Source organism: Ruegeria sp. BE3 (genome assembly GCF_056538865.1).
The window spans coordinates 25,301-37,767 of sequence record NZ_JBQFTW010000006.1; the positions used below are offsets into that span (position 1 = coordinate 25,301).

Annotated in this window: 14 protein-coding genes; 7 read left to right on the forward strand and 7 right to left on the reverse strand. The window is 57.6% G+C overall.

The features are described from left to right. Positions 1-173: 173 nt before the first annotated feature. Positions 174-1,481 (forward strand): ATP-dependent protease ATPase subunit HslU, encoded by a 1,308-nt coding sequence (gene hslU / locus ACR0AZ_RS14365; protein ID WP_480471319.1) that lies wholly within the window; start codon positions 174-176, stop codon positions 1,479-1,481. A gap of 100 nt (positions 1,482-1,581) precedes the next feature. Next, positions 1,582-2,679, forward strand: coding sequence for an alpha/beta hydrolase (locus tag ACR0AZ_RS14370; protein ID WP_480667723.1), 1,098 nt, complete (start codon positions 1,582-1,584; stop codon positions 2,677-2,679). 8 nt (positions 2,680-2,687) lie between these two features. Here ACR0AZ_RS14370 and ACR0AZ_RS14375 read toward each other — a convergent pair whose 3' ends face one another. The 3 genes from ACR0AZ_RS14375 to ACR0AZ_RS14385 are packed head-to-tail and all read right to left on the reverse strand — an operon-like array spanning position 2,688 to position 4,971. Beyond that, positions 2,688-3,275, reverse strand: coding sequence for a Smr/MutS family protein (locus ACR0AZ_RS14375; protein ID WP_480667724.1), 588 nt, complete (start codon positions 3,273-3,275; stop codon positions 2,688-2,690). Beyond that, a complete protein-coding gene (gene mltA / locus ACR0AZ_RS14380) occupies positions 3,275-4,315 on the reverse strand; it encodes a murein transglycosylase A (protein ID WP_480471322.1) in 1,041 nt (346 codons plus the stop codon). Before mltA ends, ACR0AZ_RS14375 begins: the two co-directional genes overlap by 1 nt. Then, entirely contained in the window at positions 4,312-4,971 is a 660-nt protein-coding gene (locus ACR0AZ_RS14385) for a Tim44/TimA family putative adaptor protein (protein WP_480471323.1), read from the reverse strand. The genes mltA and ACR0AZ_RS14385 overlap by 4 nt, the downstream gene beginning before the upstream one ends. 108 nt (positions 4,972-5,079) lie before the next feature. Between ACR0AZ_RS14385 and ACR0AZ_RS14390 the strand changes: the two genes are divergently transcribed. Together ACR0AZ_RS14390 and secB are read left to right on the forward strand one after the other, a co-directional pair. Continuing rightward, complete coding sequence (locus ACR0AZ_RS14390) at positions 5,080-5,580, forward strand: FxsA family protein (RefSeq protein ID WP_480471324.1); 501 nt, start codon at positions 5,080-5,082, stop codon at positions 5,578-5,580. A gap of 54 nt (positions 5,581-5,634) precedes the next feature. Next, positions 5,635-6,138 (forward strand): protein-export chaperone SecB, encoded by a 504-nt coding sequence (gene secB / locus ACR0AZ_RS14395; RefSeq protein WP_480471325.1) that lies wholly within the window; start codon positions 5,635-5,637, stop codon positions 6,136-6,138. Between the two features lie 25 nt (positions 6,139-6,163). On the opposite strand, the gene dnaQ is transcribed toward secB, so the two are convergent. Genes dnaQ through ACR0AZ_RS14415 form a run of 4 tightly spaced genes read right to left on the reverse strand, consistent with a single transcriptional unit; the run spans position 6,164 to position 8,898 of the window. Next, positions 6,164-6,886, reverse strand: coding sequence for a DNA polymerase III subunit epsilon (gene dnaQ / locus ACR0AZ_RS14400; protein WP_480471326.1), 723 nt, complete (start codon positions 6,884-6,886; stop codon positions 6,164-6,166). Next, positions 6,879-7,472, reverse strand: a complete 594-nt coding sequence (coaE, locus tag ACR0AZ_RS14405; RefSeq protein ID WP_480667725.1) for a dephospho-CoA kinase — start codon at positions 7,470-7,472, stop codon at positions 6,879-6,881. The genes dnaQ and coaE overlap by 8 nt, the downstream gene beginning before the upstream one ends. Next, complete coding sequence (locus ACR0AZ_RS14410) at positions 7,469-8,302, reverse strand: shikimate dehydrogenase (RefSeq protein WP_480471328.1); 834 nt, start codon at positions 8,300-8,302, stop codon at positions 7,469-7,471. Before ACR0AZ_RS14410 ends, coaE begins: the two co-directional genes overlap by 4 nt. After that, positions 8,299-8,898, reverse strand: coding sequence for a Maf family protein (locus ACR0AZ_RS14415; protein WP_480471329.1), 600 nt, complete (start codon positions 8,896-8,898; stop codon positions 8,299-8,301). The genes ACR0AZ_RS14410 and ACR0AZ_RS14415 overlap by 4 nt, the downstream gene beginning before the upstream one ends. Positions 8,899-9,302: 404 nt before the next feature. On the opposite strand from ACR0AZ_RS14415, the gene ACR0AZ_RS14420 reads away from it, so the two are divergent. The 3 genes from ACR0AZ_RS14420 (at position 9,303) to mnmE (ending at position 12,464) form a co-directional block, all read left to right on the forward strand. Beyond that, positions 9,303-9,752 carry a CopD family protein gene (locus ACR0AZ_RS14420; RefSeq protein WP_480471330.1) on the forward strand — a complete coding sequence of 150 codons (450 nt, stop codon included), beginning with the start codon at positions 9,303-9,305 and terminating at the stop codon, positions 9,750-9,752. A 122-nt stretch (positions 9,753-9,874) separates the two neighbouring features. After that, entirely contained in the window at positions 9,875-11,146 is a 1,272-nt protein-coding gene (gene rho / locus ACR0AZ_RS14425) for a transcription termination factor Rho (RefSeq protein WP_480471331.1), read from the forward strand. Between the two features lie 31 nt (positions 11,147-11,177). Further along, entirely contained in the window at positions 11,178-12,464 is a 1,287-nt protein-coding gene (mnmE, locus tag ACR0AZ_RS14430; RefSeq protein ID WP_480667726.1) for a tRNA uridine-5-carboxymethylaminomethyl(34) synthesis GTPase MnmE, read from the forward strand. Positions 12,465-12,467: the final 3 nt, after the last annotated feature.

A 12,467-nucleotide genomic window follows, 5' to 3' on the forward strand; every position in this document is an offset into this window, starting at 1 on the left:
TGATTAACGCAGGCAGTCTTGCCCGACACAAGGAACTATGCGGCAGCCACTAGGCGTCCGGCGATTCACATCAATACGAATCTGCGTGTGTTGGACGTGAGTTTTTCGTGATCGGCTTGTGTTTTCGCGCCGCATGATTAGGTTCCGCTGCGAAACAGACGGATAGAATTGACATGACCGACCTGACCCCGCGCGAGATCGTCTCGGAACTGGACCGCTTTATCATCGGTCAGAAAGACGCAAAACGCGCCGTGGCCGTGGCGCTGCGCAATCGCTGGCGGCGCAAGCAGCTGGCGGATGACATCCGCGATGAAGTTTATCCAAAGAATATCCTGATGATCGGACCCACCGGCGTGGGCAAGACCGAGATCAGCCGCCGTCTGGCCAAACTTGCCCGCGCGCCCTTCATCAAGGTTGAAGCCACCAAGTTTACCGAGGTTGGTTACGTCGGTCGTGATGTGGAGCAGATCGTGCGCGATCTGGCCGATGCGGCGATCATCCAGACCCGGGAATACATGCGTGAAGACGTCAAAGCGCGCGCCCATCAGGCTGCCGAAGATCGCGTGATCGCCGCAATTGCAGGCGAAGACGCCCGTGAAGGGACGCGCGATATGTTCCGCAAGAAACTGAAAGCAGGAGAGCTGGACGATACTGTGATCGAGCTGGAACTGTCGGACACTTCCAACCCGATGCCGATGTTCGATATTCCGGGCCAGCCCGGAGGCCAGATGGGCATGATGAATCTGGGCGATATTTTTGGCAAGGCGTTCGGCGGGCGCACCGTCAAGAAACGCATGACCGTTGCCGAAAGCTATGATGCGCTGATCGGGGAAGAGGCTGACAAGCTGCTGGATGATGAAACCGTCAGTCGCGTGGCGCTGGAGTCGGTGGAACAGAACGGCATCGTCTTCCTGGACGAGATCGACAAGGTTTGCGCCCGTTCGGACGCGCGCGGCGGCGATGTCAGCCGGGAAGGGGTGCAGCGCGACCTGTTGCCTCTGATCGAGGGGACCACCGTCAGCACCAAACATGGCCCGGTAAAAACCGACCACATCCTGTTCATCGCCTCAGGCGCCTTCCACATCGCCAAGCCGTCTGACCTGTTGCCGGAACTGCAAGGCCGCCTGCCGATCCGCGTCGAACTGCGCGCACTGACCGAAGAGGATTTCGTGCGCATCCTGACCGAGACCGACAACGCGCTGACCCGCCAATACACCGCCCTGATGGGCACTGAAGAGGTCACCGTCAGCTTTACAGAAAACGGTATCGCCGCCCTGGCGCGTATCGCGGCAGACGTCAACCAAAGCGTCGAGAATATCGGTGCGCGGCGCCTTTATACTGTGATGGAGCGCGTGTTCGAGGAGCTCTCGTTCAACGCACCCGATCAGGCAGGGGCCGAGATCACGGTGAATGCGCAGTTCGTTGAAGACAATCTGGGCGAACTGACCAAATCAACCGATCTCAGCCGTTACGTTCTGTAACACGGACAGGCCGGTTTTCGCCGCTATTGCTGCCCTGTGGCGCTGGACGCAGGGTGGGAATCCGTTAGCTTTGGGGAAGGAATCCCAAAGGGCTGTTATCGTGCTTCGTTATCTCTTGATTGCATCAATGGCAGTGACGCTGACCGCTTGCGTCGACCGCTCGATATCTGAAACCGTGCCCTCTGCGCTGAGTGTCGGCACGCCGGAAACGATCTATGCGACGACAACCCGTGCACGCGAGCCTGATGGCTCTTACGGGTTTCGACGGGGTGAGACGTTGCAGTTTCTCGAAATGACAGTTTCGATCCCACCAAACCATACGCCGGGGACATTGGATTTTTCCTACGCCAATCCAAACCCGAAAAAGCAATTCGTCATGGCGGGCGTGGAAGAATTGCAGGGACCGACCGATCTGAGATCCCGCCTGCGCGGCATGGATGAAGTGTCGATCTTCATTCATGGCTACAACACGACCCAGGCGGAAACCGCGTTTCGTGCTGCTCAGCTAAGGCGCGACCTGGAGATTCCGGGCGCAACCATGGTCTATTCCTGGCCGAGCCAGGCCACAGGTTATGGCTATGCCTATGATCTGGACAGTATGCTGTTCGCGCGTGACGGACTGGAACAAACCGTCCGCCATTTGAAATCCATAGGTGTCCGGCGCGTGGTTCTGGTGGCACATTCCATGGGAACCGCGTTGACGATGGAAATGATGCGCCAGGCCGAATTGCGCGAACCTGGTTGGTCCAACCGCAATCTTGAAGGGGTCGTTCTGATCTCGCCCGATCTGGATGTGGACCTGTTCCGATCGCAAATGGATACGATCAAAACGCCGCCCGATCCGTTCATCGTAATGGTTTCGCAAAAGGACAAGCTGCTGAATATTTCAGCCAGGCTGCGTGGCACAACCAAGGGTGAACGGCTGGGAAATATCAGCTCCACCGAAGCGCTGTCTGACTACAAGATCAACATCATCGATACGACCGCATTCAACAGCGATGCAGAATCCTCGCATTTCGTGGCAGCGACCTCTCCGGCGTTGCTTGCCATCATAGGGTCGGCCCGCCGCGTCAGTAACACGTTTGGAACCGAACAGCGCGGGCTTGATGTAATTGCGCCTGCAAGCGCCCGCAACCCAACCGGCGCGACCGAAATCGTATTGAGCGAGACAGGCGAGGCGCAGATCAGTGCGCCGTGACGTGTCGCTCAGCGCACGCGCCTGAGATACACGTAATAAGCCCCGTCGCCGCCATGGCTGATATGGGCCGGGGTCACCTGCAGCACAGCCTGCGATAGCGGTGGCAGAGACAACCATTGCGGCACCTGATTGCGCAGCACCCCACGCGGTGTCGGGATCGGGCCGGGTTCGTCGCGGTCCTTGCCCTTGCCCGTAACCACCAGAACCAGACGTATTCCCTGCGCCTGTGCGGTCAGGACGAACCTGATCAATGCCGGATGGGCCGTGTCCACCCGCATTCCGTGCAGGTCGAGCTTGCCTTCGGGTTTCAGCTTACCCCGCTTCATCCGGCCAAACGCCTTGGTGTCCATCTGCACGGGACTGGCGCGCAGCCCTTCGGTGACCGAAGGTTTCAGATTGTGTCGCGCGGGTTTCGCAGCAGCCATCTGACCCAGTTCAAACGTCTCGATCCGTGCTTTTGGTGTTTTGGTCGGCTTGGGTTTGGGCAGGGTAACGGGGTGAACGGTTTGCGGCAGTTCGGGGTGCAACCGCTCGGCCTGTTTGGCGACCTTGCGCCACAGCTCGATCTCATCCGAGGTGAGTTTGCGCCGTGTCATCAGAATTCATCCGGTAACATCGCATAGGCCCGCTGGATCGGCAGCAATACCACCATTCGGCCGGGATCCTTCAGACGTCCGGCAGCCTGACCGGCCTCATCGCCGGTGCCAAAGAAGATATCTGCCCGCTGGGCACCTTTGATGGCCGATCCCGTATCCTGCGCGATCATCAACCGTCGCAATGGGTCCCGACCATCCTTCTCAACCCAGACCGGTGCGCCCAAAGGGGTATAGGCCGGATCAGCTGCGATACTGCGCATAGTCGTGACCGAACGGTTCATTGCGCCCAGCGGACCAAACTCGGGCGCGACCCGCGTCACCTCCCGGAAGAACACATAAGAGGGGTTGTGAAACAGCAGTTCAGCCCCGGCTTCGGGGTTCTTGCGCACCCAGGCCCGGATCATCTGCGCACTCACCTGATGCGCGCCCAACGCGCCACGCCGGACCAGTTCTGCCCCGATCGAGCGATAGGGATGCCCGTTCGCGCCGCCATACCCAACCCGCATCGCACCGCCATCGGGCAAGCGAATACGGCCCGAGCCCTGAATTTGCAGAAAGAACAGCTCAACCGGGTCATCGACCCACGCGATCTCAAGGCCGCGGCCTTGCATGACCTCTCCGGTCAGCAGGTCACGGCGGCTGAGCCATTGGCCTGCCCCGCGCGCCTCGGGTGGCATTCGGTAGAGTGGATAGCGGTATGTGTCGGTCGGGGTTTTCGAGCCGTCCAGTTCGGGTTCGAAATATCCGGTGAACAGAGCATCATCGCCATCTTCCACCAGAACGGGGCGAAAGAACAACTCGAAGAAGGCGCGCGCTGCCTCTGGTTCATAAGTCTGCGCCACGCCGCACAGCGCCTGCCAATCTGGATCATCCAGATCGCCGCAAGTGTTCAGAAAAACCGAAAGGGCCGCCCCGTGATCGTCGGCGGCCCAACCATCGAGGTCATCGAATGACAGGATGGATCGCGTCGCCTCGGCTCCGGCGGCGCTGGCAGTGGTCATGGCGACCCCCAGAAAAAGCGACCGGAGCGCTGCAATCATGCGTCCGTGGCGACAAGCAGCCAGTTCGGATCGTCCGAGCCCATGACGCGGGCAAAGGTCCAGCTGTCCTTTTGACGTTTGACGGTGTTGGGATTGCCTTCGATGATGTCGCCACCGCGATCACGTACGACCGAGGTCAGCTCACCCACAAAGCGCATGGTAATTTCAGCCTGATTGGAATCCTTGTCGAATTTCGCATCGGCCAAAGTAGTCTCACGCACGCCGATAAACTCGGCTTCGATGGTGAGACCCTTGTCTTCACGGTCAGCGACCACCGAAACAAAGGTGTCAAACACCTCTTCGGACAGGAAAGGCTGGATTTCGTCCAGATTGCCCTTTTCGAACCCCATCACGATCATCTCATAGGCACCACGTGCACCCTGCACGAATTCGCTGACGGAAAAGCTGGGCTCGACCCGCTTCATCGCGGCCAGGGTTTGCGCCTGCTCGCTGTCTTCCGCAACATGGTCGGTAATGTCATGATCCGGGCCGCCTTCGATCACCTCGAAATCACGGCGCGCGCCATTGGTGTCAGGCTGCTGCTGAAGGGGTGGTTTTTCAAAACCTTCCCGCGTTCCCAAAACGCTTTTCAAGCGCAGGATCAGGAAAATGGCAATTCCGGCCAGCACCAGAAGCTGGATCAGGGGTGAGTTCATTTCGTCCTCATTTCAGAACCCGGGCTTTGTATACGCAGCCCTCTGCCACTATGTAGGTGACAGTTGGGGGCAAGTCCACAGCCCGACACATGCTAAAGGATACCGCAAATGTACTTGTTCTTGGCTTTTTTATTGGTTCCGATCATCGAGATTGCCCTGTTCATACAGGTTGGCGGCCTGATCGGACTGTGGCCGACGCTTGCAATCGTGGTCCTGACCGCCGTTTTGGGCACTATATTGGTGCGGACACAAGGTCGCATGGCGCTGGCCAATCTGCAGCGGTCCTTCGCTGAACTGGACGACCCGACTGAGCCGTTGGCCCACGGGGCGATGATCCTGTTGTCCGGCGTGTTGTTGCTGACGCCGGGGTTTTTCACTGATGCCATTGGCTTTGCTTTGCTTGTTCCCGGCATCCGGGTGGCGGTGTTTCGCTATCTCAAGTCCAAGGCCACCATCACACATTTCCAGATGGGTACCGGCACGCAATTCCGGTCTGGGCCAAACCCGTTTGATCAGGACGATGTGATTGACGGAGAGTTTACCGAGGTTCGACCACGTCAGGAGCCCTCAAAGCCCTCGAAATGGGTGGAAGGGCCGCACCAGCATTGAGCTACCCCGCCCAACTTGCTAAGCAGTGGCGAATTTCATTTTCGGAGTAGATCCATGGCCGACGAAGACGCCACAGAAAACACAGCGGCCCAGGCCGCCCCGCAAATCCAGATGCGCGTTCTGGGACAGTTCATTCGCGATCTGTCCTTTGAAAACGTGATGGCGCAGAAGGGCGTTTCGGGCGATGTACAGCCCGAGATTTCGGTTCAGGTGAACCTGGACGCCAAGAAACGCCCGGCAGATCACCAGTTTGAAGTTTCGATCAAGCTGAAACTGACATCAAAAGCCAAAGGCATGGAAGACGTTCTGTTCCTGTGTGAGCTCGACTATTGCGGTCTGTTCCATGTGGAAGGCGTGCCCGAGGACCAGCTGCACCCGTTCCTGATGATCGAGTGCCCGCGCATGCTGTTCCCGTTCCTGCGCCGCATCGTCAGCGACATCACCCGCGACGGTGGCTATCCACCGGTCAATCTGGACAATATCGATTTCGTCGCGCTGTACCGCAATGAGCTGGCACGCCGTCAGGCTGCTGCTCAGGCACAACAAGCTGACGCATAAGTATCTGACCCGCGCGTGGCTTGGGTCAGGCGCGGGTCCACAGGGCGTTCTCGCCCAGTTTCTCTATAAATTGTTGATGCGCTGCGCGCTCGTCTTCTGTGATGCGGGACGGCAATGCCGTCGGGCGCGCGGTCGGGCGCCATTCATCCGCCCCACCAGCTGCGTTTGAGGCCGCCGAGGCCAAGCCGAAATCGGGCTGTCTTCCACCGATCAGCTCCAGATAAACCTCGGCCAGAATTTCCGAGTCGAGCAGCGCGCCGTGCAAAACCCGGTTCGAGTTATCGATGCCAAACCGGCGGCACAATGCATCCAGCGAAGCTGGCGATCCCGGAAACCGCTTGCGTGCAATAGCAAGCGTATCGATTGCCTGATCCATCGGGATCAGCGGCACGCCCATCCACTTGAGTTCCGCATTCAGGAACTTCATGTCGAACGAAGCGTTGTGAATTACCAGCTTGGCGTCGCCCACAAAATCGCGGAAACTCTGGCCTACTTTTGCGAAGACTGGCTTGTCCTTCAGCGTTACCTCACCCTTTTCAGGCGGGCGTGGGTTTTCCAGCAGGTCGGGGCCGATACCGTGTACGCCGAATGCCTCGTCGGGCATCGACCGTTCGGGGTTGATATAGACGTGATAGGTCTCGCCCGTGGCGACGTGGTTCCACAGCTCAACCGCACCAATCTCGACGATCCGGTCACCGCTTTCGGGATCGAACCCTGTGGTTTCAGTATCGAGTACAATCTCACGCATCTGCCATCCCCGCCCGTATCCGCCTGACCACATCCTGCACCTGCGCGCGGGCATGGTCCAGCGTATCCGTCACAATCACATAATCCGACCGCGCGCATTTCTCTTCATTCGGCATTTGCTTGGAGCGGATCTTCTCAAACTGCGCCTCGGTCATCGTACCGCGTTCCATCACCCGACGCTTTTGTTCCTCTGCCGGGATTGAGACGCAGGCAACAGCGTCCATTGCAGCGTCACCCCTGGTTTCAAACAGCAATGGAATGTCGAAGACCAAAATATCAGCTGTCGCCGAGTCCCGAAACGCCGCCCGATCCGCAGCGACCATCGGATGCACAATCGCCTCGATCCGTTTCAGGGCGGTTGCGTCCCCTGCGATGATCCGCTTCAACGCATCACGGCTGACCGCGTCATCAATAACAGCCTCAGGGAAAGCCGTGCGCATTAGCTCGACCGCCATACCCCCTTTGGAATACAGCCGATGCACCGCCGCATCCGCGTCCCACAGCGCACAGCCTTCATCCACGAACATCTGCGCCGTAGTGCTTTTGCCCATCCCAATGGAACCGGTCAGGCCCAGCGCGAAACTCATGCCAGCACTGCCGCGCGCAGATCCTCGTCCACCTCGGGGCGGATACCGAACCAGCGCTCAAAACCGGGAACCGCCTGATGCAACAGCATTCCAAGGCCATCGACAGTGGTGCATCCGGCCTCTTCCGCGGTCTGTAGCAGCCGGGTTTTCAGCGGTGCATAAACCAGATCGGTGACCACGGCTCCGGGTTGCAGCCCATCCAGCGGCACACGCAGCTCCGGCTGGCCCTGCATCCCCAGCGAGGTCGTGTTGACCACCAGTTCAGCGGTTTCGATCACATTGCCGGCCTGTACCCAGTCGATCACTGTAATGCGCTGGCCGAACTCTTCTTTCAGGTGATCCGCGCGCGTGCGCGTGCGATTGGTCAGCAAGATTTCAGGGACACCGGCCTCGGCCAACGCCTGCAGGACCGCACGCGCGGCCCCTCCGGCCCCGAAGACCACTGCCGGGCCATCACCCGGCACCCAGTCCGGCGCGCCGCTGCGCAGATTTTGCATGAACCCATAACCATCGGTGTTGTCTGCATGGATAGAGCCATCCTCGCGGAACACCAGCGTATTTGCCGCCCCGATTACCGAGGCGCGATCCGAGACGTGATCGGCCACCCTCAGCGCGGCCTCTTTATGCGGGACGGTGACGTTGGCACCAACAAAGCCTGCCTTTGGCAGCGTGCGCAGAACCTGTTCCAAATCCGCCGGGGCGACATCCATTGGAATATAATGCCCAGCCAACCCGTAGGATTTCAGCCAATGCCCATGCAAAACGGGAGATTTCGAATGCGCAATCGGGTGTCCGATCACCCCGGCCAAGGGAATGCGGGTCTTGGTCATTGTTCAATCACACCTTTGATTGCCAGGAAATTCAACAGCTCGAGCAGGGGCATACCCAAGACGTTAAAATAGTCTCCGTCAATGGTCGCAAACAATCGCACGCCTTCTTCCTCCAGCTTATAAGCCCCAACCGCGTGGCGAATGCTGTCCCAGTTCCGGTCGATATAGTCGCGCAGATAAGCATCCGAGCTCATCCGCATCCGTAACCGCACCTGCCCGACATGCCGCCAGATCGGTTCACCGTCCTGATAGATCACAGCGGCAGAAAGCAGTATATGCCGTTTACCCCGCATCGCCTTCAACTGCGCCAGCGCCTCTTCGAGGCTTTGAGGTTTCGACAGCAACTGCCCGTCGAAATCCAGCACCTGATCGCAACCCAGCACCATCGCACCGGGGTTCTTGTCACTGACCTTGCGTGCTTTCATCTCAGCCAGCGTATCGGCGATATCGCGCGGCGATGCACCCTCCGCCAACAGCGCTTGCTTGGCGGTATCCTCATCCACGCGTGCGGTCTGCACGTCAAAGGGCACACCCGCGTTGCGCAGCAACTGCGCCCGGATGGCCGAACCTGAGGCCAGCAGAATGGGGACAGACATGTGGAAAACCACCTGTGTAAATCGTTGAGCGTTCCTGAATGGTTTGTATGGTTTTCCGGTTGACACGCAAGCCCGGGATTTTGGTGCAAAACTTCCCCGAGTCGTTCGAACACCATCCAATCTGGGTAAGGATAACTCAGATTGGCAGGATAACCGTTATGTCCCAACTTACTCTGAGAGTTATCCCCAGAAGTACGAACAAAGATACCTATTAACTATATGAAATATAAAGTTTTTCTATTTCGCCAACAGAATCGCTTGCGTACCGGAAGAATTCATCCACCTGGGGAAAACCCATGGGTAAAAAAGTAATCCACGGATTTTACGCACCCTACAAAACCATCATCCTTTTTCTTTTCTTATTTTTTTATTAGGGAGAGTTCCGAGCAACGTTCGGAGCCAAAATGACCGATCTTCTTTTCACGATATATCCGTGGGTGAAGTCACTGCATATCATGGCCGTGATTTCATGGATGGCCGGTTTGTTTTATCTGCCCAGGTTGTTCGTCTATCACGTTGAAAAGGCGCAAGCGGTCGACGGGGCAGAACAGATTTTCTTTGAAATGGAAGAGAAACTGCTGCGGGTGATCATGCGCCCTGCAATGATCGTGGCCTGGGTCTGTGGCTTGATCATGGTGTTCACCCCGGGCATCGTTGGCTGGGATTGGAGCTGGCCCTGGATCAAGGGCGCGGCGGTGATCGGGATGACCTGGTTCCATCATTGGCTGATGGCACGGCGCAAAGACTTCGCAGAGGGCCGAAATAAGCTCACAGGGCGGCAGTATCGCATGATGAATGAGGTTCCGACTGTTCTGATGGTTGCCATCGTTCTGGCGGTCGTAGTGAAGTTCTGAGCGCCTATTTGACTCCGCTCGTCCGGACGCATATGTAGATCACAACACGCCCGTCCGGGCGGCGTATCTTCCGTACTGAAATTCCACTTCGTGCCGCATGATCAGCGGTGAAGGTATATATCATGACAACTGACGCCCTGAATCTGGCTGACCTGAAAGCCAAAAGTCCCAAAGACCTTCTGGCGATGGCCGAAGAGCTGGAGATCGAAAACGCCTCGACCATGCGTAAAGGCGAGATGATGTTCCAGATTCTGCGCGAGCGCGCGGATGAGGGTTGGACCGTTGGTGGCGATGGTGTGCTGGAAGTCCTGCAGGATGGCTTTGGCTTCCTGCGCTCGCCCGAGGCGAACTATCTGCCGGGTCCTGATGACATCTATGTCTCTCCGGAGATGATCCGCCAGCACTCGTTGCGCACCGGGGATACGGTTGAGGGCGAGATCAAGGCACCGGATGAGAACGAGCGGTACTTTGCTCTGACAAAGGTCACCAAGATCAACTTCGAAGATCCGGACAAGGCCAAGCATAAGATCCTGTTCGACAACCTGACGCCGCTGTATCCCGAAGAGCGTTTGAAGATGGAGATCGAAGATCCGACCATCAAGGACAAGTCGGCCCGTGTGATCGACCTAGTCTCGCCCATCGGTAAAGGTCAGCGTTCGCTGATCGTGGCCCCGCCGCGGACCGGTAAAACCGTGATCCTGCAGAACATCGCGCATTCGATCGAACAGAACCATCCAGAGTGTTACCTGATCGTGTTGCTGATCGACGAACGCCCTGAAGAGGTGACGGACATGCAGCGCTCGGTAAAGGGTGAGGTTGTATCTTCGACCTTCGATGAACCGGCGACTCGCCACGTGGCTGTGTCTGAGATGGTGATCGAAAAAGCCAAGCGTCTGGTCGAGCATAAACGAGATGTTGTTATTCTTCTCGACTCGATCACAAGACTTGGTAGGGCGTTTAACACAGTGGTTCCGTCCTCGGGTAAAGTTCTGACCGGTGGTGTGGACGCAAACGCGTTGCAACGGCCCAAGCGTTTCTTCGGTGCTGCCCGGAACATTGAAGAGGGTGGCTCGCTGACCATCATCGCCACGGCGCTGATCGATACCGGCAGCCGGATGGACGAGGTGATCTTCGAAGAATTCAAAGGCACGGGTAACTCGGAAATCGTTCTGGATCGCAAGATTGCAGACAAGCGCGTGTTCCCGGCAATCGACATCCTCAAATCCGGTACCCGGAAAGAGGACCTGCTGGTCGACAAGGGCGATCTGGCGAAAACCTTTGTTCTGCGCCGCATCCTTAACCCGATGGGCACGACCGACGCGATCGAGTTCCTTCTGTCCAAGTTGAAACAGACCAAGACGAATTCGGAATTCTTCGATTCAATGAACACCTGACGCCGAACCGGCACTGTCGCGGGGGCTATCCATGGATACGATATTCGCCCTGGCCAGCGCCCAGGGTAAAGCAGGTGTAGCGGTCATTCGCCTTTCGGGGCCTGATGCCCATGAGGCCGCGAACACGTTGGCCGGGGGCGGGCTACCCTCGCGCGGGATGCATCTGCGCACATTGTGCACGCCAGATGGCGCGCGCCTGGATGACGGGTTGGTGCTGACCTTTCAGGCCCCGGCTAGTTTCACAGGTGAAAACGTGGTTGAGTTGCAGATTCACGGCAGTACCGCCTCGGTCAATGCAGTTCTGCGTTGCCTGTCTGACTTGGATGGATTGCGTCTGGCAGAGCCGGGTGAGTTCACGCGTCGAGCTTTGGAAAACGGCAAGATGGATTTGGCTCAGGTCGAAGGGCTTGCCGATCTGGTCGACGCTGAAACCGAAGCGCAGCGTAAACAGGCTCAGACCATTCTGGCCGGCGCGCTTGGTTCCCTGGCTGAGGGTTGGCGGCGGGATCTGATCCGGGCGGCGTCATTGCTGGAAGCTGTGATTGATTTCGCAGATGAAGAAGTACCGACAGATGTAACGCCCGAAGTCCGGAGCCTGATTTCTGGTGTAAAGGCTGATCTGACTCGTGAGGCCAATGGCGTACAGATTGCTGAGCGGATCCGTACTGGATTTGAGGTTGCGATTGTTGGTCTTCCGAATGCCGGGAAGTCAACGTTGCTGAATGCTTTGGCGGGTCGAGAGGCAGCAATCACCTCGGAATACGCAGGCACAACGCGAGATGTGATCGAGGTACGAATGGATCTCGCAGGCTTGCCCGTCACATTGTTGGACACGGCCGGTTTGAGAGAGACTGAGGATCATGTCGAAAACCTCGGGATTGAACTGGCGCGCAGCCGTGCGGATGCTGCCGATTTACGTGTGTTTCTGACTGACAATCCAGACTCCTTGGGTGTTGATATGCAGAAGGGTGATATCCATGTTCTGCCAAAATCTGATCTGCGCGACGATTCCGAAGACGGAATCTCGGGTAAAACCGGGCAGGGGATCGATAGGCTCATAGACAACATTTCGCGTGTCTTGAGTGACCGAACTACCAGTCATGGTATTGCGACACGCGAAAGGCATCGAATTGCGATGATAAGGGCAAGTGAGGCATTGAACGCCGCGCAGGCGGTTCTGGAATCAGGTCCCGATATGTATGATATAGCAGCAGAAGAGCTGCGAACTGCCATTCGTGCACTTGAATCGCTGGTGGGAAGAATCGATGTCGAAACTCTTCTGGATGAGATATTCGCCAGTTTCTGTCTGGGTAAGTGAGGA

What these genes read in the sequence shown, in the direction of transcription:
- hslU (WP_480471319.1), top strand. Translation starts at nt 174, where the DNA reads ATGACCGACCTGACCCCGCGCGAGATCGTCTCGGAACTGGACCGCTTT.
- ACR0AZ_RS14375 (WP_480667724.1), bottom strand. Translation starts at nt 3,275, where the DNA reads ATGACACGGCGCAAACTCACCTCGGATGAGATCGAGCTGTGGCGCAAG.
- mltA (WP_480471322.1), bottom strand. Translation starts at nt 4,315, where the DNA reads ATGATTGCAGCGCTCCGGTCGCTTTTTCTGGGGGTCGCCATGACCACT.
- ACR0AZ_RS14385 (WP_480471323.1), bottom strand. Translation starts at nt 4,971, where the DNA reads ATGAACTCACCCCTGATCCAGCTTCTGGTGCTGGCCGGAATTGCCATT.
- ACR0AZ_RS14390 (WP_480471324.1), top strand. Translation starts at nt 5,080, where the DNA reads ATGTACTTGTTCTTGGCTTTTTTATTGGTTCCGATCATCGAGATTGCC.
- secB (WP_480471325.1), top strand. Translation starts at nt 5,635, where the DNA reads ATGGCCGACGAAGACGCCACAGAAAACACAGCGGCCCAGGCCGCCCCG.
- dnaQ (WP_480471326.1), bottom strand. Translation starts at nt 6,886, where the DNA reads ATGCGTGAGATTGTACTCGATACTGAAACCACAGGGTTCGATCCCGAA.
- coaE (WP_480667725.1), bottom strand. Translation starts at nt 7,472, where the DNA reads ATGAGTTTCGCGCTGGGCCTGACCGGTTCCATTGGGATGGGCAAAAGC.
- ACR0AZ_RS14410 (WP_480471328.1), bottom strand. Translation starts at nt 8,302, where the DNA reads ATGACCAAGACCCGCATTCCCTTGGCCGGGGTGATCGGACACCCGATT.
- ACR0AZ_RS14415 (WP_480471329.1), bottom strand. Translation starts at nt 8,898, where the DNA reads ATGTCTGTCCCCATTCTGCTGGCCTCAGGTTCGGCCATCCGGGCGCAG.
- ACR0AZ_RS14420 (WP_480471330.1), top strand. Translation starts at nt 9,303, where the DNA reads ATGACCGATCTTCTTTTCACGATATATCCGTGGGTGAAGTCACTGCAT.
- rho (WP_480471331.1), top strand. Translation starts at nt 9,875, where the DNA reads ATGACAACTGACGCCCTGAATCTGGCTGACCTGAAAGCCAAAAGTCCC.
- mnmE (WP_480667726.1), top strand. Translation starts at nt 11,178, where the DNA reads ATGGATACGATATTCGCCCTGGCCAGCGCCCAGGGTAAAGCAGGTGTA.